At 64.1% G+C, this 21,998-nt stretch carries 14 protein-coding genes and 1 riboswitch; of the genes, 8 read left to right on the top strand and 6 right to left on the bottom strand.

Translation table 11 applies throughout. The features are described from left to right. The first annotated feature begins 40 nt into the window (after positions 1-40). A riboswitch (cobalamin riboswitch) is annotated at positions 41-246 on the top strand. Positions 247-372: 126 nt separating this feature from the next. The 6 genes from PSAL_RS12295 (at position 373) to PSAL_RS12270 (ending at position 7,867) form a co-directional block, all read left to right on the top strand. After that, the gene (locus PSAL_RS12295) at positions 373-2,265 is read left to right on the top strand and encodes a TonB-dependent receptor plug domain-containing protein (RefSeq protein ID WP_119838522.1); all 1,893 of its coding nucleotides are present in this window, start codon (positions 373-375) and stop codon (positions 2,263-2,265) included. Then, a complete protein-coding gene (locus PSAL_RS12290) occupies positions 2,240-3,109 on the top strand; it encodes an ABC transporter substrate-binding protein (protein WP_119838521.1) in 870 nt (289 codons plus the stop codon). The genes PSAL_RS12295 and PSAL_RS12290 overlap by 26 nt, the downstream gene beginning before the upstream one ends. A 31-nt stretch (positions 3,110-3,140) precedes the next feature. Next, positions 3,141-4,124, top strand: coding sequence for a FecCD family ABC transporter permease (locus tag PSAL_RS12285; RefSeq protein ID WP_119838520.1), 984 nt, complete (start codon positions 3,141-3,143; stop codon positions 4,122-4,124). Then, positions 4,121-4,873 carry an ABC transporter ATP-binding protein gene (locus tag PSAL_RS12280; protein ID WP_119838519.1) on the top strand — a complete coding sequence of 251 codons (753 nt, stop codon included), beginning with the start codon at positions 4,121-4,123 and terminating at the stop codon, positions 4,871-4,873. The genes PSAL_RS12285 and PSAL_RS12280 overlap by 4 nt, the downstream gene beginning before the upstream one ends. Next, the gene (locus tag PSAL_RS12275) at positions 4,870-5,553 is read left to right on the top strand and encodes an adenosylcobinamide amidohydrolase (protein ID WP_119838518.1); all 684 of its coding nucleotides are present in this window, start codon (positions 4,870-4,872) and stop codon (positions 5,551-5,553) included. Before PSAL_RS12280 ends, PSAL_RS12275 begins: the two co-directional genes overlap by 4 nt. Before the next feature lie 355 nt (positions 5,554-5,908). Beyond that, the gene (locus PSAL_RS12270) at positions 5,909-7,867 is read left to right on the top strand and encodes a putative bifunctional diguanylate cyclase/phosphodiesterase (protein WP_119838517.1); all 1,959 of its coding nucleotides are present in this window, start codon (positions 5,909-5,911) and stop codon (positions 7,865-7,867) included. Positions 7,868-7,912: 45 nt separating this feature from the next. Here PSAL_RS12270 and PSAL_RS12265 read toward each other — a convergent pair whose 3' ends face one another. Together PSAL_RS12265 and PSAL_RS12260 are read right to left on the bottom strand one after the other, a co-directional pair. Next, positions 7,913-10,309 carry a hybrid sensor histidine kinase/response regulator gene (locus tag PSAL_RS12265; protein ID WP_119838516.1) on the bottom strand — a complete coding sequence of 799 codons (2,397 nt, stop codon included), beginning with the start codon at positions 10,307-10,309 and terminating at the stop codon, positions 7,913-7,915. Continuing rightward, on the bottom strand, positions 10,306-10,668 hold the full coding sequence (locus PSAL_RS12260; RefSeq protein ID WP_119838515.1) for a response regulator: 363 nt from the start codon (positions 10,666-10,668) through the stop codon (positions 10,306-10,308). The genes PSAL_RS12265 and PSAL_RS12260 overlap by 4 nt, the downstream gene beginning before the upstream one ends. Positions 10,669-10,755: 87 nt before the next feature. Between PSAL_RS12260 and PSAL_RS12255 the strand changes: the two genes are divergently transcribed. After that, positions 10,756-13,368 (top strand): CheR family methyltransferase, encoded by a 2,613-nt coding sequence (locus PSAL_RS12255; protein WP_119838514.1) that lies wholly within the window; start codon positions 10,756-10,758, stop codon positions 13,366-13,368. Positions 13,369-13,416: 48 nt separating this feature from the next. Here the strand turns inward: PSAL_RS12255 and PSAL_RS12250 are convergent, their stop codons facing one another. Continuing rightward, positions 13,417-15,036, bottom strand: a complete 1,620-nt coding sequence (locus PSAL_RS12250; RefSeq protein WP_119838513.1) for a hypothetical protein — start codon at positions 15,034-15,036, stop codon at positions 13,417-13,419. A gap of 329 nt (positions 15,037-15,365) precedes the next feature. Beyond that, a complete protein-coding gene (locus PSAL_RS12245; RefSeq protein WP_196222744.1) occupies positions 15,366-17,906 on the bottom strand; it encodes a S8 family serine peptidase in 2,541 nt (846 codons plus the stop codon). Between the two features lie 271 nt (positions 17,907-18,177). On the opposite strand from PSAL_RS12245, the gene PSAL_RS12240 reads away from it, so the two are divergent. Next, complete coding sequence (locus tag PSAL_RS12240; protein WP_119838511.1) at positions 18,178-19,083, top strand: sulfotransferase family protein; 906 nt, start codon at positions 18,178-18,180, stop codon at positions 19,081-19,083. A gap of 369 nt (positions 19,084-19,452) precedes the next feature. Here PSAL_RS12240 and PSAL_RS12235 read toward each other — a convergent pair whose 3' ends face one another. Both PSAL_RS12235 and PSAL_RS12230 read right to left on the bottom strand, forming a co-directional pair. Further along, entirely contained in the window at positions 19,453-20,745 is a 1,293-nt protein-coding gene (locus PSAL_RS12235; RefSeq protein WP_119838510.1) for a glycosyltransferase, read from the bottom strand. Continuing rightward, the gene (locus tag PSAL_RS12230; protein WP_196222743.1) at positions 20,742-21,989 is read right to left on the bottom strand and encodes a glycosyltransferase; all 1,248 of its coding nucleotides are present in this window, start codon (positions 21,987-21,989) and stop codon (positions 20,742-20,744) included. Before PSAL_RS12230 ends, PSAL_RS12235 begins: the two co-directional genes overlap by 4 nt. Positions 21,990-21,998: the final 9 nt, after the last annotated feature.

The raw sequence follows: 21,998 nt of genomic DNA, 5'->3' as shown, positions 1-21,998 counted from the left end.
GCGACCTGCCGCATGGCTTGCCTCCGGTGCGGAACTCCACTAATCCTCGGTGCGCTTCGGTCCGGGCTCAGCCCGGTGAATAGGGAACGCGGTAAGGGGGGAACCCCAATTCCGCGACTGCCCCCGCAACTGTAGGCGGAGAGCGAAGCCGGACAATGTCACTGCCCGCAGACCCCTGCGTGGTGGGAAGACCCGGCCAAGCATCGACCCGCAAGTCAGGAGACCTGCCGAAGCCGATCACCCGTTCCGGGCGCGGGGAGCGTCAGGGGCAACGGACCTTCCGTCGTGGTGACAGCCAACCGTCCGGCCGGGGATTACCCGCCGGGCTTCCTGTGACTGTCGCGCCTGTTTGTGGGCGCGGGAAGGATAGCTATGACACGACATTTCCCGGCAGCCCTGCCCGGCTGCCCTCGATTCATCCCGGTTTTTGCTGTTGCATCGCGGCGGCCTGTAGCGGCCACGCTTCCGGTTCTGGCCTGCCTTCTGGCCGTGCCCGCCGCCGCGCAGGAGGTCACCCCGCTGGCCCCGATCACGGTCACCGCCAACCGCGGCGAAACCGAGACCGCCCGCAGCGGCGCCACCGTCGAGATCGTCTCGCAGGACGACCTTGAACAAGCCGGCGACATCCGCCTTGTCGATTACCTGGCCACGCTGCCGGGGCTCAGCCTGACCACCGCCGGGGGCATCGGCAATGCCACCACCCTGCGCATCCGCGGCGCGGGCGGGGCCTATTTCGGCGTCTATGTCGACGGGATCGACGTGAACGACCCCTCGGCGGCGCAGATCTCGTTCAACTTCGGCTCGCTGACCACCGCCGATATTTCGCGGGTCGAGGTGCTGAAGGGCGCGCAATCGGCGCTGTATGGCTCCGAAGCGATTGCCGGCGTGATCTCGATCAGCACCAACCGGGCCACCGAACCGGGCCTGAGCCAGAGCTACGCGCTGGAATATGGCAGCTACAACACCCGGCAGTTGTCTCTCAATCAAAGCTACATGGGCACGCGTGGCACCTATGCGCTGTCCCTGTCGCATATCGAAACAGACGGCTATTCCTCGGCGGACGAGAACGACGGCAATACCGAAGCCGACGGGCATGAAGGCACGCGGCTGAACCTGACCGGCGAATATGACCTGACCGATGCGCTGACCTTCGGCGGCGCGGCCTTCTGGCAGAAGACCGAGACGGAATACGACGAATACACCAGCGGCCCGGTCGACGGCAGCCCGGACGAGGTGACCAAGGCGACCTCTTACGGGTTGCGCGGCTTCCTGCGGTTCGACGGGGCGATCCTGGAACAGGAAATCTCGGCGCAGTATTACCGGATCGACCGGGAAAGCCGGGGCACCAATACCTGGGGCGCCTCCTATTACCCCAACCTCGGCATCCGCAAGTCGCTGGCCTATGCGGCCTCGATGGATCTCAGCAATGCCTTCACCCTGGCCTTCGGTGCGGATGCGACGCGGGAAACCTATGACGGCGATACCTTCGTGGCCGAAACCGACCAGCTGGGCGCCTACGCCGAAGGCCAATGGGCCCCGAGCGAAACCTTCGACCTGGTGGCCTCGGTCCGGCACGACGATCATTCGGTCTTTGGCGGCGAAACCACTGGCCGGCTGGCGGCAGCCTGGCGTCCCCGGTCCGACGTGACCCTGCGGGCTTCGGCGGGCACCGGGTTCCGCACCCCGTCGCTTTATGAACTCTACGATCCCTGGTACGGCAACAGCGACCTGCAGCCCGAAACCTCGAAAAGCTACGACCTGGGCGTGGAAAAACGGCTGGGCGAAAGCGGTTTCGTCAAGGCGACGCTGTTCCGGATGGAGATAACCAACCTGATCGACTGGGTCGGCAGCGGCTATACCCAGGTGGAAGGCGAAAGCACCATGCAGGGGGTTGAACTGTCGGGGGGCTGGCGGCTGAGCGAGACGCTGCGCCTTGATACCAGCTATACCTACACCGATGCCGAAGATGCCTCTGGCGCGCGCCTTGACCGGGTGCCGCGCAATGAACTGGCGCTGCGGCTGGCGGCGGACCTGACGCCGCAACTGCGCGGCGGGCTGGTCGTGCGCCGGGTGTCGGATCACCTGGACAGCGGTACGCCGTTGCCGGACTACACGCTTGTGGACGTGACGCTTGGTTACGATATTGCAAAGGACAGAGAGATCTACCTGCGCATCGTCAACCTGCTGGACGAGGAATACCAGACCGTGCGCGGCTATGGGCAAAGCGACAGGGCGTTCTATGTCGGCATTCGCGGCAATTTCTAGGCCATTGAGGGCGGCGGTGTCCAGGGGCACCGCCGCTCTGACCGTCGTTCTGGCGGCTTTGCTGGCGTCCCATGCCGTCCCGGCGGCGGCAGAGGCACCTGCGCGGGTCGTGTCGATCAACCTCTGCACCGATCAGCTGGCCATGCTGCTGGCGGCACCGGGGCAGCTGGTTTCGGTGTCGGACCTGTCGCGGGAACCGCGCAGTTCCGCCATGGCGCAGCAGGCGCTGGACTATCCGATCAACCATGCCGGCGCCGAGGAAATCTGGCTCCTGCAGCCCGATCTTGTGCTGGCCGGCTCCTATACCTCCCGCGCCACGGTCTCCATGCTGCGTCGCCTTGGCCGGGAGGTGGTCGAGGTGCGGCCGGCCTACAGTCTGGACGACATCCGGGATCGCATCACACAGGTCGGGGCAGCGCTTGGGCGCGACGCGGCGGCGGCAGACCTGATTGCCGATTTCGATGCCCGGCTCGACGCCCTGCGGGTGCAGACCACCCGGAATCCAACGGCGGCGATCTATTACGCCAATGGCTATACCACCGGCGACCGCACGCTTGCGGGGCAGATCCTGATGGCCGCCGGGTTCGAAAACATCGCCGGGGACATGGGCGGCGGGCATCTGCCGCTGGAACGCCTTGTCATGGCCCGTCCGGAGGCGCTGATCACCGGTTCACCCTACCCCGGTGCCTCGCGCTCCGAAGAAATCCTGCGGCATCCGGCGGTTGCCGCCCTGCGCGATCAAAGCGCGCTGCGTGTCGTGGCCGACCGCGACTGGCTATGCGGCACGCCGCATGTGCTGAAGGCGGTTGCGGCCCTGGCCGAATTCCGAAAGCAGGTCCCATGATGCGGCGCCCTGCCATGACCCGGAGCCTTCCGTGAAGGCCCCCGTGCGGCTGCTGCTGCCGCTGGTGATCCTGTTGGCGCTGGTCTCGCTCAGCCTGGGGCCGGCGGGGCTCGGGCTGGGGGAAAGCCTGCGCGCGCTGGTCCTGGGTGGCGATGGCCCGGCGGTCATGGTGATGCGCGAAATCCGCCTGCCACGGGTGCTGCTGGCGGTGATGATCGGCGCCTCGCTGGGGCTGTCGGGGGCGGCGATGCAGGGGTTCCTGCGCAATCCGCTGGCCGAGCCTGGGATCATCGGGGTGTCCGGCTCGGCCGCCTTCGGGGCAGTACTGGCCCTGCAGACCGGCTTTGCGGGTCTGTTCGCGCTGGCCCTGCCGCTGACCGCGCTGGCTGGGGCGCTGGTGGCGGTGCTGCTGCTGGTGACGCTGGCCGGGCCGCGCGGCGGGTCACTGACACTGATCCTTGCCGGAATCGCGATTTCGGCCATGTCGGGGGCGCTGACATCGCTGGTGCTGAACCTGTCGCCCAATCCCTATGCCGCCGGAGAGATCGTGTTCTGGATGATGGGATCCCTTGCCGACAGGTCGATGACCCATGTCTGGCTGGCGCTGCCCTTCACATTGCTCGGATGGCTTCTGCTGGCCCGTTCGGCCCGCGGGCTCGAGGCGCTGACCCTGGGCGAAGATGCTGCCGAAGGGCTGGGTATCGACCTGACCCGGCTGCGCTGGCAGGTGGTGCTGGGCACGGCGGCGGCGATCGGGGCGGCGACGGCGGTGGCCGGGGTCATCGGCTTCATCGGATTGGTGGTCCCGCATCTGTTGCGCCCTCTGATTGGTGGGCGACCGGGCCGCTTGCTGGGCGTCTCGGCCCTTGGCGGGGCGGCGATGCTGCTGATGGCCGATATCTCGGTGCGGGTGATCGCGCCGGACCGCGACCTGAAGCTGGGTGTGCTGACGGCCCTCATCGGCGCGCCGTTCTTCCTGCGCCTGCTCTGGCAATTGCGAAAGGAACGCGCATGAGCCTGCTGCGGATCGAGGAACTGAGCGTGGAGCTGGGCGGCCGCCCGGTCTTTTCAAAGCTGTCGCTGGATATCCGTCCGGGCGAGATGGTCGGCCTGATCGGGCCGAACGGCGCGGGCAAGACGACCCTGATGCGCGCGGCCCTGGGCCTGTTGCCGGCCCTGGGCGAAAGCTCTCTTGCGCGCATGGCGCCTCTGGCCCGCGCCCGCGCGGCCGCCTGGCTGCCCCAGCAACGCGAAATCGCCTGGCCGGTCAGCGTGGCGGATCTTGTGGCGCTTGGCCGCCTGCCCCATGGCGGGGACGGCATCGGCGCCGTGGATCGCAAGGCGGTGGAATCCGCGCTGGAACGCATGGCGCTGGGGCCGCTGCGTGACCGCGACGCGACCCGGCTGTCGGGCGGCGAACAGGCCCGCGCCCTGATCGCCCGTGCCCTGGCTCAGGAATCCCCGCTGTTGCTGGCGGATGAACCGATTGCCGGTCTCGACCCGGCGCATCAGATCGCGGTGATGGAGGTCTTTTCCGATCTCGCCCGTGATGGCCATGGCGTGCTTGTCTCCTTGCACGACCTCGGTCTGGCCGCGCGCCATTGCGACCGGCTGATCCTGCTGGCCGAGGCGACGATCCTGGCCGATGGTCCCCCGGCCGAGGTGCTGACGCCGGACCTGCTGGCCCGCGCCTTCCAGATCTCGGCCTTTCACGAACAGACCCCCGACGGCCCGGTCTTTCAGGCGCTGCGCGTGCTGAAATGACCCTGACGCAGCGCGGCCCCTGGCTGGATTTCGACCTTGGCGCGCCAATGCAGGTGCTCAGCTGGGCGCCGCACCGGCCCGGGTTGGTCAGCGCGGCCCGCATCCTGTGGCGCGAGGTGCGCAATGCCGACCTCGGCCCCGAGCGTGACGCCCTCGCCTGGCTCGACGGTGAATTGCGCAACCGGCGGGCCGAAGACGCGGTCTGTTTCCTGACCAGCCGGGATCTGGCTGCCGCCGAACATGCTATGGTCGAGGTTGACGGCATCCGGGCCGACGCGGTTGCCACGGTGGGGCTGTCCAATGCCGAAAGCATCGGCCGCCGCCTCGGGGTACCCCCGTCCGGGCCCGCGCTCCGAACGGGCTGGGGAACAGTAAACATCGCGCTGCGCCTGAATTGTGGTTTGCGCCCCGAAGCCCTGATCGAACTGCTGTCGCTGGTGGCCGAGGCCCGGACGCTTGCGATCACCGAAGCCGGTTTGCACCTGTCCACGGGGCTGGCCACCGGGACCGGGACCGATTGCATCGCCGTGGCCGCACCTGCAGGGGCTGGGCGTTTTGCCGGTCTGCACACGGCCATCGGCGAAGCCGCCGGGGCGGCTGTCCTCTCGGCGATGCGCGCCGGTGTCGCGGGCTGGCGACCGATCACCACGGAGGCGGGTTTGCCCGACGGCACACCCTAGGTGCCCGTCGCACGGGCGCAGGGCTTCGTTGCCCGTTTGGGGCCAACATTGGGCGCAAGTCCCTGTACAGGGCAGCCCTTGTCGTGGTTTTCTTGCCGAATGACTTGCCTGTGTCCGTCCCGGATTTCTTAACAACTCGTTAAGGTATCCCCCTGACATTCGTCCAGCAGGGGGCGAACGAATCCATATCGTGCCGAGCCTTCGGGGCGCGCCGGTGCAATTGCAAGGACAGGCGGTGCAGGATCCATTGCGCGGGAGTGGGAATGAACGAAGAGGTCTCAGTGCCGGCAAACCAGATGACCGGTCCCGGCCCGTGTCCTGGCGCGCCGACCGGTCGCGGCCCGGAGACCCCAGGATGAGCCCGGCGGAATTCGGTCCGGTGACGGGCGATGGCGGGCCAGCGCGCGCTGCGGAGCCCGGCGACAACGCGCTGGAGGATCTGACACAAAAGCTGTGCGCGGTTGCGCAACTGGCACAATCCACGACCGGGGCGCGGTCCGTGGTACTGCTGCTGAACCCGGCGCTGATCAGGGGCGCGGAGCTGCCCGCGCCTTCGGCCGGGCTTTTGCCGCCTGCGGCGCCGGAGGTGGGCGGCGATGCCTTCAGCCCGGTGCTTTTTACCCACGGCCCGGAGGCAGAGGCGCGCAGCCTGCGGGAAAGGACCTGGGATCGGCTTGTGCTGCTCGGCAGGTCCCGGACGCGTCTGCATTCCGACGAGCCCGGCGAAAGGCCGGCCGCCATGGCGGTCACGGGCAACCTGGGCCAGGCCGGGCACCAGCACGGGCTGACCTGGGCGCTGTTCCTGCGCAACGGCGATTGTGCCGGGGTCCTTGGGCTGGGCTTTTCGGCGGCGGGCCCCGCGCCGGGCGAGGCGACAGAGGCCGGTCCGACGGAGGCGACGTCGCCCGAAACCATTGCCGTGCTCGGGAAACTCGCCGAAACCCTTGAATTCATGATCGGTGCCTGGTGGGACCGGATCGACCTTGAGCGTGATCTGGCGGCCAGCCGGTCCCGTGCCCTGCGCCTGCAACGGGTTTCCGAACTGGACCCGCTGACCGGGCTGGAAAATATCGCAACATTCGAGGGCAAGGTGCGCGAACGGCTGGACAGTTCCGTCGAACCGGGGGCCTTCATCCTGATCGACGTCGATCACTTCAAGACCGTCAACGACATGTATGGCCACCAGTTCGGGGACAATTACCTGAAGACCGTGTCCCAGGCGATCATGGATGCCTCTCCGGCGCGGGCCATCGTGGGCCGGGTCGGCGGTGATGAATTTGCGATGTTCACCGATCTGCCGAAACGAAGCGGGAATTACCTGCGCGCGCTGATGACCACCTGTCGGATGACGATTCTGCGAGCTTCGGCCTTTTTGAACAAGCCGGATCTGGGGCGGGTCAGCATCGGGGCCTCCTTCACGCCGGATCACGGGAAGGCTTACGAGAAACTCTATCACAGCGCGGATCTGGCGCTCTATGCCTCCAAGGAGTCTGGGCGCGGCACCGCGACGGTCTACAGTCAGGACGTGGCCGAACGGTTCGATCACGCCCAGCTTGCCAAGACATTCCAGGCGGCCTGCCATGCCGGAGAGGTCGTGCCCTATTTTCAGCCGTTGGTGGACCTCGCCTCGCGGCAGGTGACCGCCTACGAGGTCCTCTGCCGCTGGGAAAGCCCACGTCACGGACTGCTGTCGCCGGCAAGTTTTCCATCCATCTTCACCGATCACGGGCTGGCGACACAGCTGACACGCCACATCATCCAGGCCTCTCTGAAGCAGTACGTCGATGTCGTCGCCAGCATGGAAAGCCCGGTCAAGCTGTCCCTGAACCTGACCTATTTCGATCTGATGGACCGCGAATTCGTCTTCGATTTCCAATCGGCCCTGAGTGATTCCGGCGTCGATTGGGGGTCCATCATCATCGAGGTGCAGGAAACTGTCGTCATGGGGGAATCCACCGGTCAGGTGTTTCGCACGCTCGAGGAACTGCGCCGCCGGGGCGCGAAGATCGCGCTGGACGATTTCGGCACCGGCTATTCCGGCCTGCGCCATCTGAAGAACTGGCCGGTCGATATCGTGAAAATCGACAAGTCCTTCGTCAAGGATCTCTGTTCGGATTACCGGGACCGGGCGATTGTGGGGTCAATCGTGCAATTGGCCAAGGACCTCGGCTTTCGGGTGATCGCCGAAGGGATCGAGACCGAAGACCAGGCCCGCCTGCTTCTGGAAATGGGATGCGACATGGGTCAGGGGTACAATTTCGGGCGGCCGCTGGCGCCTGTCGGATCTTCGCCGCGCGCGCTGGCAAGCGAATGATCCGTGGCGTGGCGCGCCTTGCCGCCGGCGTTGCAGGGTGCAAGGTCAGCCCGGTCGGCGGCACAGGCGCAGGATGCTGCGGGTCAGTTCGTCGACCTTCATCGGTTTGCGCAAATGGATGCCGGGGGGGTGGTCGGCATCATCGGGATGGCTGCCGGCATAGCCGCTGATGTAGATGACTGGCAGATCGGGCTGACTCCGACGCCCCATCCGCGCCAGGTCAAAGCCGTTGACCCCGCCCGGCAGCACGATGTCGGTGATCAGCGCATCCAGATGGGTGCCATCCATCAACCGGCTGGCCGCGGCCCGTCCATCGGTGACATGGGCAAGATCGGCCCCCAGGTGCCGCAGGGATTCCGCCAGGATTTCCCCGAACAGCGGATCGTCCTCGATCAACAGCAGCTTCAGCCCCGCGAGAGCGCCTGCCTTGGGGGCCTGGGCAACCTCTGCTTCGGGCAGGGGGTCTGCCGGATCTTCGATGGTTTCGGTGCTGCTGGCGGCAAAGCTGATACGGGCGGTCGTGCCCTGTCCCGGTGAGGAGGTCAGCTTGAAATGCCCGTGGTTGCGCCGGGCGAAATTGGTCACCATCGTCAGGCCCAGCCCGGTGCCGCCCTGCTTCTGGCGGGTGGTAAAGAACGGCTCTTCGGCGCGGGCGAGGACTTCGGGCGTCATGCCGGGGCCATCGTCATCGACCGTCACCACGATTTCGTTGTCCCGCGCGACCACCGACAGCAGGATATGCCCTTCGCGCCGCTTGGTATCGGCCAAGGCGTTCTGGGCATTGACCAGCAGGCTGATCACCACGTTCTCAAGCTCTCGCGGGTCGCAATCGGCGGTCAGGGGGGCGTCTGGCGTGGTGACCTGCATGCTGATGCTGCTGTGGGTCGTGCGCCGGACAAAGGCGGCGGCCTCGCGGACGACGCGGGCCACGTCAAAGGCCTGCCCGCCGCCGCCGGGCTTGCCGGACAGTTCCAGAATTCGCTGGGTCAGTTCGGCGCCCCGGTCACAGGCCGTCTGGATCGCGTCGAAATACCGGACAAGCGGTGTGTCCTGTGCCGCGATCAGCCCGGTATCGGCTGACAGGCGCACGACGCCGAGGATATTGGCCATCTCATGCGCGATTCCGCCGGACATCTGAGTGATGGCATCCAGACGTTCTGTCCGGTCTGTCTGCGACTGCAGTTTCCAGCGATCGGTTTCATCCACGACGCTCAGGACCCACTGAGCCGGGGACCCGGCCCGCCGGGAGGTAAAATGCAGGATGCGTTCGTCCTGCAGCGGATCGAGATAGCCGAGGGTCATTTCCCCGGCGTTGTCGCCGCGGATCAGGCGGGCGAAAGGGCGGTCTTCGGCAGGTAGGGGGTCATCGCGCAGCTCCAGGTGGTAGAAGGCGGCCTGATCGAGCCAGGCCTGAGGCGTGTCCACATGGGCGGTCAGATTGCGGGCCGCGGCATTGACACGCAACAAGCGTCCCGACGGATCGAAGGCAAAGACGGCTGCGTCCAGCGCATCCAGCATGTCGCGGATGCCACGTTCCTGCGCTCCGGCCCGTTGCGCGGACCGGTTGCGCGCCGAAGCGATGAGCAGGGCGACCGTCACGCCCAGTGCGGCCAGCAGCACGGTCATCAACCCGAGCAGGAATTCCGATCCATTCGGGCTGACCACCGGGTGCGACCTCAGGTACAACCCCAGCATGACCGGCAGCGCGATGGCCGCCGCGACCAGCCGGCGGGCCCGCCGGCTGTCAGAACTGCGCGCCAGGATCAGCGCCGTCCAGCCTTCCAGGGGTTTGAAATGCATATGTGCGGTCAGCAGCGCGACCAGGCAGAGGCCGTTTGCCGGACCCATTGTGGCGAACAGCACACCGGTCCCGAAACCATTGCCGCCCAGCAGGACATTGCTCAGCCCGATGAGGCAGATCAGAAGGCCAAGGGTCGCCGCTGCGCGGCTACGCCGGCGCAGGACCCGGTCGGACCAGCCGCCGGGCATGCAGCGCAATGCCGCGCAGCCTGCCACCAGCAACAGGCAGAGCGTCGTCGACAGGGCCATGGTGTCGGGGGGCGTCGTATCGTGCAAATCGACCTCGCCCAGAAAGACCGGTGTGCCAACCCCGAGCCAGAAGCCGAGGCGAAGCGCGGCGTAGCACCCCGGCAGCGCAGCCAGGATCGTGCCGGCCTGTCGCAACAGCCGCGCGGCCCTGTCGGACAGTTGCGCCTCGCTGCGCAGGGCCAAAACCTGCGCCAGCGCGACCATCATCAGCGAGATCGCCGCGCCGGGCGTGATGCGCGGGAAATCCGGATGCAGGCGTGTCAGCAGGTCGTTCCCGCCCAGCCAGCCGGGTAGAAGCACCACCAGACAGGTCAGCACCACCGCCAATGGCAAGGCTATTACCGGGAACCTGCGGCCGATCTGGCCGCTTTGCTGCAGGGGTTCGCGGGTCATGTGGTCAGCTTCGTGACCAATTGCCCCAATTCAGCCAGGCTGGCCGTCTTTCGCATCTTTGCCTGTGCCAGTCGCAGCCCGTTTTCGAACAGCGGCGAACCGGCGAATTCAGACTTTCCGGTGATGACCACCACCGGGATATGGGCATCGGACTTGCGGATGTCATGCAGCAGCACAACCGCGCCGCCGCCTTTCATGAACACATCCAGGAAGACGATGTCGAACTTTTCCGACGCGAGCAGGGCCAGCGCTTCGACCCCCGACGCCACACCATGCGCGTCATGGCCAAGGGCCTGCATCCCTTCGCAGAAGGCCGCAACATAGCCCGGATCGTCATCTGCGATAAGAATACGCGCCACTTTTCCCCCGATCGGCTTTCTGGTTATGGTTGCGCCACTACTATGGTAGCTTCAACACCTATTTCCCGTATGCAAGGCAGGGACGGTATGGACAACAGCGAAACAGATGGCGAAAGCCAGGATACGCGCCTTACCCTGGTTGCTATCGGTGCTTCGGCCGGCGGTCTGGAACCGCTGGAAGATTTTTTCAAGGCCGCCCCGGCGGACGCCGGATGGTGTTTCGTGGTCATTCAGCACCTGTCGCCGGACTACCGGTCGATGATGCATGAATTGCTGGCCCGCCAGACCCGGCTGGAAATCCGCCATATCGAAGACGGCTCGCGCTTGCGCGCGAATACGGTCTACCTGAACCAGCCCAATACGAACGCGGAACTGGATGGCGACGTGTTCCGGGTGCGCAGCAATGTCGATGATCGTCCCTTGCCGCATCTTCCCATCGACGGGTTGTTCCGCACGCTGGCGTCACGCGGCGTGGACCGGACCTTTGCGGTGATCCTGTCGGGCTCGGGCTCTGACGGATCGCGCGGCGCGCAGGAATTCCACAAGCTGGGCGGCACGGTGCTGGTCCAATCCCCGCAAGAGGCCGGGTTTTCGTCGATGCCCCGCGCGGCGTTGACCGCGGGCGTGGTGGACCGGGTGCTGGGCGCAGCGGAAATGCCCCAGGCGATCCGCCTGCATATCGACTCGGGCGTGTACACGGATGCTCGTCAGGAAGCCGAGGATTCCCGTGCCGAAAGCGCGATCCTGGGGCTTCTGGAACGACAGCATCATGTGGATTTCTCGGCCTACAAGGCCGCCAACGTGCTGCGCCGTATCGAACGCCGTCAGAAGCTTCGCGGTATTGCCACGCTCTCCAGCTACCTGGAGTTCGTGCAGGACAATGCCTCGGCGCTGGATGAATTGTATCAGGATCTGCTGATCGGAGTGACGCAGTTCTATCGCGACCCGGACGCCATCACTGTGCTGCGCAAGAAGGCCCTGGAGGAGATGGTGGCGAATTCCACCGAGGAAAGCTCGTTGCGGATCTGGGTGCCGGCCTGCGCCAGCGGCGAAGAGGCCTATACGATCGCCATCGAACTGAGCGAGGCCCTGGCCGCCGCCGGTGTCGAGCGACGCTTTCGCATCATCGCAACGGATGTGCACCGGGGCTCGCTGGATATGGCATCCTCGGGGATCTTCCCGGAATCGGCGTTGGAAGGGGTCTCGCAGGATATCCGGGACCGCTATTTCACCCGTCACCGCGATCGATATGTCGTCGATCCGGTGCTGCGCCAGAAGATCGTCTTTTCGGTCCATGATCTGCTCAGCGACCCGCCCTTCATGCAGCTTGACTTGATTTCCTGCCGCAACCTGCTGATTTATCTGAACGAAGAGGCCCAGCTTCGGGTGATCTCGATGTTCCTTTTCGGGCTGCGCAAGGCGGGGTTCCTGCTGCTTGGTCCTTCCGAAAGCCTGGGTCGCTACGCCGATGAATTCGAGGTGATCAACGGACGCTGGCGTCTGTTCCGCAATACATCGGACCGGCGGGTGCTGGACCGGTCGGTGTTGGCCAACAGCGTCAACCTGACCTCGCGCAGCGAACTGGTGCCGAACCTGAGTTCGCGGCTGCAACGCAAGCCCGGGATGAGCCGACAACCGGCCATCGCCGCCACGGTGCGGGACCGCGACACGTTGGTCAGCAGCTATGATGCCCTGCTGAAACGCTATGCGCCCTCGTCGATCCTGCTGGCTGCCGATGGGGCGGTTCTGGCCTGGTTCGGCCAGGCAGGCACCTATGTCGACACGATGAACAACCTCGCCGAATGGACGGTCGAGGATATTGTGCACCCGGATCTGCATTTCCCGATCAACGTCGCGATGGAACGGTTTCGTCATGGGTTGCGGGAAGCCTATGTGCGAAGCGTCATGCTGGAACTGCCGAGCGGTGAAAAACACCAGTTGGCGGTCACCATCGAACCGCTCGATATGTCGCCCCGGCCGCGTTTCTTGCTGATCGGGCTGAAACGCGAAGATCTTGGGGAAACGGAACCCGCCGCGCCACAGGACAGCGCCCCCCCGCCGGGCAACACGGCGGGCGGTCCGACGCGCGAGGATCACATCTTTCTGTCTCGCCGTATCCAGGAGTTGGAACGCGACCTGCGGCTGACGGAAGAGACCCTGCAGAATGTCACCGAACGGCTGGAAGCCAGCGGCGAGGAACTGCAGGCCTCCAACGAGGAATTGCAGGCCTCCAACGAAGAACTGCAAGCCTCCAACGAGGAGTTGCAAAGCTCGAACGAGGAACTGCATGCGGTAAACGAGGAGCTTGTTTCCGTCAGTTCCGAACACGAGCGTCAGATCGAGATGCTGTCGGAGCTGAACCGTGACACAGAGGTGGTCCTGCGGTTGTTGAAGACCGGGGTGATCGTGCTGGATTCCCAGTTGCGGATCCGCCGGTTCTCGCAGTTGATCGGGCGGGTGTTCCAGATGGAAGCGCATGATGTGCAGCGAAGCCTGGACGTGGTGTCGCCGCGGCTTGATTTTGCCGATCTCGCCGGGATGGCCCGGCAGGTGATCGAAACCGGCGAGCCCGTCGTGCGGTCCGGCACCTACGGTGGCCATGACCTGGAAGTGCGGGCCCATCCCTTTGACCGGATCGAAGACGACGGGCGGACGCGCGGCGTGGCGGTCCTGTTCACGGGCGCGGGCGTGTTTTCCTGAGGGTTGGCATTTTCCTGAGGTTCGGCACCGGGCCCCGGGGAGGGGGCTCTAGGATGCGGGCCCGATCTTCTGGGCGCGCAGGACCGTGGTCAGGGGCATCCCGGTCACGCGGGCTACGGCCACCGGATCGAATGCCTTGCCAAGGCGAAGCTGCTCCTCGCCGGTGAGCCGCTGCAGCCAGTCGGGCACGCGGGTCTCGGGCAGCAGGCGGGGCGTGCCATCGGGCATTGCGGGCTGGCCATAGGATTGCAGGTGCTGGACCAGAAAACTTTCTTCTTCCGGGCGGCCGGCCGATTCCCTGATCGGCAGGTGGAATTGCGTTCCGAATTCGTCCCTGGCCGGAATGGCGCGCATGACCTGCAACGCGTCGCTCAGCCGGCTGCTGACCGCGCCGCTGTCGCGTGGGATCAGCAATGTCTCGCCTGGTTGCGACCAGCTTGACCAGATGCCCGAGGCATAGGCGCTGTTGGCGGCGGCCTCGGCCCAGGAACCGGCGGTGATCAGATCGGGCAGGGTCTGGCTGTAGCGGGCCAGCAGGGCCAGGCCGGGGCGCAGCATGGGCGGAAAGCTGACCGGCAGAAGCGGCGCAATCGACTGACCAAAGCGATCCCGTACGGCGCGGACAAGGGCGCTGAGGCTGTGGGGCAACGTGCCCCCGAGCGCCCGTTCCAGCGCCGCCAGCGTCAGCATCAGCACATCGGTGGACCGGGGCATCAGGGCCCAAAGCTGTTTCAGCGCCGCATCGTTCAGCCCGCTGCCATCGCGGGTTGTCAGGAAATGCGTATGGGCACCGGCAAGAGCAAGGAACGGATCTTCGGCCGCGCCGCCAAGCAGACGGGGGCGCAGTTCCATCGGCAGCAGATCGCGCCGTTCGGCAAGCCCGGTCAGGGTGGCGTCGACGATCTGGGTCAGCTCGTTCTCGGGTTCGAAGCCGATGCCGCGCAGGGCAGGGGTCAGCCCGGCGCGGGACAGTTGCGGCCGCCCGTCGTGGGGCAGGAATATCTGCATGTCCCAGTCGCCGTACAGTGCCAGCGGCAACAGGATCAGGCCCTGCGGGCTAAGCTCGGTCAGGATGTATTCGCCGGGATGAAGCTGAGCGGACCATACGGCCCAGCCTTGATGGCTGTTCCCGGCCATCAGGTCTTCGGTGAAATCGGTGACCTGACGACCTTCGGTATCGAACAGGGCCAGCCGGCCGGCCAACGGTTCGACCGGGGCCATCCCGCCAGCTGTGCCACGCAGAAAGACCATCAGCCGGGGCCAGGTCGTTGCCGCGCCAAGTGGATCGCAGGTGTTGTTGCGGCTGAAATGACGGCTGGCGTGGGGCAGGTAATCGGCGCTGTGCTGGGCATCCAGCAGGGGCATGGCCGAATCCCGCAGCGGAATATCGACCCGCAGAAGGGTCTCGGCCTCATGCACCAGGTGGTCTTCGCGGTGGGTGCCCAGGCGGTCGACCCGAAGCCGGTAGGCTCCGCTGGGCAGGGTCAGGGCGACCTCGGGGCCGCCGCCCTGATGGACCGGCAATCCATGAGCGTCGAAGATCGAGAACCGGGTTTCGAAATCCTGCTGTCCGGTGATCGGGTTGCAGGCGATCAACCGGAAATTCGCCTGATCCTCGGGGGCATCCGGCTGCGGGGCGAAGGTATCCGGGGGGCGGGCAGAGGACATCAGACCGGCCCTGCGCCGTGATCTATCGGCAATGGCGTCCCGGTTACCGGCATGGCCCAGCCGCCGTGCGAACCGTTCCCTCGGGGCGGCCCTTCGCCTGCGTCCGGCATGCTGCGGCACGCCTCCGATCGGGGCCGAAAAGGGTGATATGCAGGGCGTCGTCGCAGTTTGATGGCATGAAATCGCCGTTCAGTGGTCTGGGATACATCCGACAACCGATAGCTGAAAAATACATTTATTTAAAGCGTCATGGGTGTCGGGTGCGCAAATTGCTTCCGTCAGAGGCCAGTATCCCGCATGCCGGAACACGGTGACTGAATAGGCCAGGGTCAGAACAGGAAATCCCCCTCATCCAGGTCGGCTACCGAGACGTTCTTCAGCCGGATCGAATTGCCCTGGCCATCGGTGATCATGCTGTCCGAACCGATCTGGGACAGGTGAGATGCGACCAGATCGTCGAAGGATGCTATCTCGGTCACCTCGCGCAGATCGATCCGTTCCCACCTGTTGAACGCATCGAAATCGGTGATCGTGTCCTGACCGAAATTGCTCCGGAAGGAAAAGAGATCGGCGTTGAAATTGCCCCGCAGGATATCGTTGCCCTCGCCGCCGTCGATCCTGTCGAACCCGGCACCGGCGTTGATCGTGTCATCGCCAGAGCCCCCTTCGATGGTGTCATTGCCGTAGGACGCAAAGAAATTGTCACCCCCGGCGCCGCCGAACAGGTGATCGTTGCCATAGTCGCCGAACATGCCGTCCTGCTGGTCGCCGCCATAGGCGATATCATCCCCGCTGCCCGAAAACAGCCGGTCGAGACCGAAATTGCCGTAAAGGACATCGTTCCCAACGCCGCCGTACAGATTGTCTGCCTGATGCCCGCCGTCCAGATGATCATCGCCCGACCCGCCTTCGAGCCGGTCAAAGCCGGCGTCCCCGAACAGGCTGTCCTCGCCCTGACCGCCATAGATCCGGTCATGCCAGGTGCCTCCGTTGATGACATCCTCGGCCTCTTCGCCATAGAGCCAGTCGTTGTCGCCATCGCCGCGCAGACGGTCCTCGCCCTCGCCGCCGCGCAGCGTGTCGGTGCCATGGCCACCGGACAGGGAATCCTGTCCCTCGTTGCCCTCCAGCTGGTCATTGCCCTCGCCGCCGACGAGGCTGTCGTGGCCGGCCTTGCCGACGAACCAATCATTCCCCCTGCCGCCGATAAAGGTATTGGCCGCGTCGTTGCCCGAGGCGATGTCGTTGCCGTCCCCGCCCGCGAAATTTTCCATCTTACCACTGATCGAAACCCAGCGGGTACCGTCCACGCGCATTTCGCCCGAGTAATTGCTGAGGCTGAGGCTGACATTCGCGGTCAGCGCGGCCACGTTGATCCAGTCATTGCCGTCATTGTCGTCGCTGATCTGCCCACGCTCGTATTCCACGGCCAGCAATTCCTGGAAATCCGAGGTGAAGGTGTAGATGTCGTTCTTGTCCTGACGGCTGCCGTGGAATTCCAGTTCCAGATCGTAGACGACCCCGGAATCACGTTCGACGGAATCTTCGATGACCAGTTCCCAGGTGCCATCGGCCGAAGTGCCCATCAGGGAAGAGACGCCAAAGGTCCAGGAGTCGTTGTAGCTGCCATAGCCTTCGTTGCGCAGTAGTGGAATTTCGGTACCCGCCGGGGTGAACAGGCTAAGCTCCAGGTCCGAGACCCAGCTGTGCTTGTAGGAAATCGTGACGTTCAGGTGCTCGATCTCGATCTTTGCGCCCCGAACCTCCATGCTGATGACCGTCCGGTCGTCATCCAGGATCGTGACCGGATCATCGATATCGGCCGTCGCGATGTAGCTGGCCTGCCGGTCGGCCGCGTCGGGCGCCATTTCGGTCCAGACCTCTGCCATGCGGACCGCCATGAAGGCATCGACCTGACCATAACCGTAGCTTTCGTTGAACGTCAGGCCGCCACCGTTCCAGGTTTGCGCGGCATTGGCGAACCATGAATCGATTTCGTAACCGCTCGCCTCGCTGCCGAAATCCGACCCGGTCTGGCTTGCCGAAAGCGCAAGGATGTTGCGCACATCGGTCCAGTGCAGGTCGGGATTGGCCTCCAGCATCAGGGCGACCACGCCTGACACGACAGGCGCCGCCGCGGAGGTGCCGCCAAAGGTTTCGGCGTAATTTCCGGTCGAAAGCCCGCCGCTGCCTTCGATATCGGTGGTCACGGTTGCTGCGGGGGCCGCAACAAGGATGCTCTGGCCCCAGTTGGAATAGGATTCCACGTTGCCATCTCGGTCCGTCGCCGCGGTCACGATGATCCCGTGGGCGGCGTTCAGCCCTTCGGCATTGGCGTTGCCCTCGATACCAAACTCCAGCCAGCCCGGGTCATTGGCATAATTGCCGGCAGATTTGACGAAGATGGTGCCCAGTCCGTCCCGCCCGGTGTCCAGCGCGATCTGCATGCGCGACACCTCGGCATAGGCTTGGCTGTTTTGGTCTCCTATATTGTTGAAATCATTGAAATATGGCAGCGAGGCCCAGGAAAAATTGACCACGTCGAAGCGTGCCGTATCCTCGATCAGGCTCAGGTAGTTGGCATAGGACAGATCGAAGGCTTCTGTCAGGTAATTGACCCCGGTGATCTGGGCGTCGAAGGCGATGCCGATACCGCCTGTGTCGTTGTCCGCCGCTGCCACGATCCCCGCCACGGCTGTGCCGTGAGCGTAGTCGTCGTTCAGCGGATCGGATCCGATCAGGGTGACCCGTGCGCTGTAATTGTAGTTGGTGATCAGATCCTCGTGCTGCGCGACACCGTCGTCGTAGATGCCGACAAGGACGGAATTGCCCGTGTAATCCGCCCAGATCGCATCCAGGTCCCCGATCATGCGAAGGTGCCACTGGCTTGATGAAAGTGGATTGCTCCCTGTTGGCATTTCGATCCTCCATGAACGGATGCTGGCAAGGGGGATAGCAATTCGGGGTAAATGGCCGCAGAAGGCCGGGCCATTTCAGGGGGGCATTCTAGGAAGAGCTTTAGGAAATTTGACGCCAACTCTTTCGCTCCGGAGCCTGGGCCGGAAACCCCAGATGGTAACCAATGGTTGAGGGTTTTTGCGTAAACCGACGACAGACAGAACGTCGGAACTGGTGGTCAGAATGATTGAAACGAACAGACATCCCGGCCTTTTCGGCCATCTTTTCCTTAGCGCGGGGGCCATGAAGGCCGGAACGACCTGGCTCTACTCGGTGCTGGCGCAGCATCCGCAGCTGCACTTCTCGCTCGAGAAGGAAATTCACTATTTCTACCATGTCTATGTGAACGACCGACAGCTTTGCGATGCCCGCCGCCTTGCCAATGCGCAGGATCGTTACCTGCAGCGCTATGATCCGGAAAAGACCAATCCGGACCGGATCCGCCACAACCTGCATTGGGTGGCGAACTACCTGTCCCGGCCTGTAGATGATCTTTGGTATCGCAACCTGTTCACCCGACCGCGGGGTGAGCTGTACAATTGCGATTTCTCGAACCTCTATGCTCATCTTCCGTCCGAGGCATGGGAGCATATCCTCGGCAATTGCACCCAGCTTCGGGTGATCTACACCATGCGCCACCCGGTAAAGCGGCTGTGGAGCCATGTGAAATTCCACCTTCAGGTGACAGACAAGCTTGATCTGCTGGAACGATGGTCGCCGGACGACCTGAAAGCCTTCATGCGCAAGCCCTTCATGTGGGAAAATGCTGAATATGGCCTGATCCTGCGGCGAATGAAGCAAGCGTTGCCTGAAGGCGCGCTGATGCCGCTGTTCTATGAGGACATGCGCAGTGATCCCCGTGCGACGCTGGCCCGGATCGAGGATTTTCTGGGATTGGACCATCACGCCTATCCCGAAGAGCTGATTTCCCGGAAGGTGAACCAATCCGCCGTGATCCCGATGCCGGAGTATTTCCCCGACCTGGTCGCCGGAGACATCGAGCGGATCATCACTGAGGTCGAGGCCGAAGGCATCACGGTTCCGGAAAGCTGGCGGGCAGATCTGCGTCGAGAGGGGCAGGCGGCCTGACTCCAACCAAGGGTCGGCCATGGCCTGCATGGGTGTTGAGGTCCATAGGGTCTCCGCAGTCTGGATCGTGGTCGCCTGTCGGGCGATATCCAAGCTTGCACCAAGGCCGGGGCCTGACGATCTGTCTCGGCCTTCCTGCATCGGAGCCTCAGGTGGTGCGCTTTCGGGGGCTGGGACCGCCACCGGATCACGATCGCAGGACGCCATCTTGACTGACGGAGCGTAGCTTCTCGGGTGGCAACGCCGCATAAGACAAATGCCTCTAGGCGCTATCCCCGCAGACCTCTCAGCAGTCCGACGCCCTTTCCAACAGGCACCTCCGATACCCCGGTCGGTGTCACGCCCTTGGTCGAGAGGGTGCAAACCCCGTCACGCGGTTCTTGCCGCAGAGCCGGAGGGATCGTGGGACCTGGCCAGTTGAACCGGACGGACAGTCGGCATGCCCATGGTCTTGTGCAGCAAAGGTTGCACCAATTCAGCGAAGTGATCGGCCTGGCTGTCGAAATCCGGGACGGCAACCGGGTCGGGCCAAGGATCCAGACGGGCCAGCGCATGCAGGATCTCAGCCCGCAAGGCCTCCGGCCGGGCACCAATGGGGAAGACGCGATCCCGGTCCGGCCCCGTATGTTCGACAGTCCCGCCGCTATTGGTTTGAATCACACGGATTCCTCGACACAGGGCCTCGCGGATGGTCAGTCCGAAGGTTTCCTTCCATTGCGAGGGAAACAACAGCACATCAATGTTTTGCCAAAAGCCATCCATTTCGTCCTGACTGTAGCGCGGATGCACCTTCCAGGTTCCCGGCAGAGCTGCGAATTCACTGTCTTTCCACCAGCTTCCGTCCATGCTGCCGTCGGCCAGAAGGACCTTGAAATCGGAACGTTCGAGACCCTCGAACGCCTTGCGGATCAATGGCCAGCCCTTGATATCCGAAGGCCCGCCGCAATAGCCGAAAACCGGGGTCGGATGGGTCCGTCGCCGCCGTGCCTGGTTCCGAAAGAACCCCGGACCCGGATGACGGACCCCGTTTTGCCAGACCGCTTCCCGTTGCGGCAATAGGCCGGATCGATGACACAGATCGCGGGCAAATTCGGAGGGGTAGGTTACCAGGTCGACCTCCTGCATGGACTGTTTCAACTGCAATTGCCGGGTGCGTGTTTGCGACATGTCCAGAACGCAGCCACGGCAGACATTCAGATCGACCGGATCCTGTCCACAATAGCGGCCATCAGGACGGATCATGAACTGCCTTTCGCAGATCCACCAGAAATCATGCGCGGAGACGACCACCGGCAGGCCTTCCTGCCGGGCGGCGCGGATTACCCCAGTGCCGAGTTCCTGAATGCAATGCGCATGAACAAGATCCGGCGCCAGGGATTGAATCAACCGTCCGGCGGCCTCTGCGACCTGGGAGTTGCAGTACATCTGTGCATAGGGCCGCGATGGCGGCAGGTTGATGACGAAGTTTGGGATCTCGCCGGTCTGGATCTTGCGAACCGCATAGGGTGGCAGGTCGATGCGGCTGACGGCGCTCAGCACCGAGACCTGCCAGCCGTGACGCTGTGCCAACGCGCGCGCGACTTCTTCGGCGACAATGGTCGCGCCTCCGTAAGTATAGGGCGCAAAGAAGATATTCGCGATCAGGACGTGGGGCGCTGTCATGCGGCGATCCAACGGATCATCTCAGGGTCGATCACCGGTTCTTCGACCCTTGCGGACCAACGCGTTTCCAGCCCCGATCGCGCCTCGCGACCCATTTCACGCACCAAGGGCCTGTCGCTGGCAAGGTCCTCCAGGGCGGCGCCCCAATCGCCTGCGGAGTCGATCACGCGTCCATTCCGACCGTCTTGGACAAGGGCCTGCATGTCCGAAACAGTGCCGACAAGGCTCGGCACACCGACCGAGGCCGCATCGATCACCCGAACCCCGCTCTTGCAGCGATTGAACAGGTCATCGGCCAGCGGCATGATCGCCGCATCGCAGCCCGAAAGATGCGCCAGATAGCCCGCATAGTCCGTAAATGCATGTGTTTCGACCTGGTTCCGGATCTCGGCCGGCAGGCGGCGGGTGTCGAAGTGGCCGAGGATCACCAGTTTCCGGTCGGGTTTTCGGGCCAGAAATTCGGTCACATCCTTTTCGATCACTGCGAAATCGACCTCATGTCCTTGCGAGCCGCTGGCGAAGCACAGGCGAAAGCCCTCGCCATGCGGACCGTCGGGGCGCGGCTGTGCCTCCAGCGTGCTGCGGTCGGCGAAGTTCCTGCGCAGGAAGACCGGACGCGAGGTGAATTCCGACGCATGATCCCGCAGCACCGGGGTCGAGACAGAGACGACATCGGCCATGTTCATCACCTCGGCATAATGTGGCGCTTCGTCGATGAAATGTGCTTTCAACTCGGGCGGCAGGACATCCATGTTGCCATAGGTCGCATAGGCCGGCACCGAGAACAGCGGATCGTCAATATCATAGAGGATCGGCAGCTTCAGCCGATGTGCTTCGTAAAGGTGGCGGGTGACATGGGGATGCGAGCGCAATCTGTAAAGCAACAGATGCGTGGCGTCCTGCAGAATATCCATGCAGCGCGGCAGGTCCTCATAATGGGAAAAGACGTAATCGGCATCGGCAGCGGCAAACACCTCGGCCAATTGTTCGACCCGGTATTTCCGACATTGCGGCAGGTTCAGATCGCCGATCATGGCGATCTTCGGGCGTTGGCGCCGGATCGGTGGGGTCGGGATCGAAAACGCCGTTCTGGATGCACTTTCGGTCCAGAAGGAGCTGCTATCGCTGCGGAAGAAGCCTGTCAGATCCGTTACCCCGCCGGTCACTTCCGGGGCAATCGAACCGCGTCGGCCCAGGCCGGTATTCCGCCACCAGGTCAGAGAGCGTCGGAGCGTGTTCTTCAACCCTTCTTC

Origin of the sequence: Pseudooceanicola algae (assembly GCF_003590145.2) — a bacterium.
Lineage (GTDB): Bacteria > Pseudomonadota > Alphaproteobacteria > Rhodobacterales > Rhodobacteraceae > Pseudooceanicola > Pseudooceanicola algae.
Note: the sequence above shows the minus strand (reverse complement) of the source record. Positions and strands in the feature narration are given on the sequence as shown.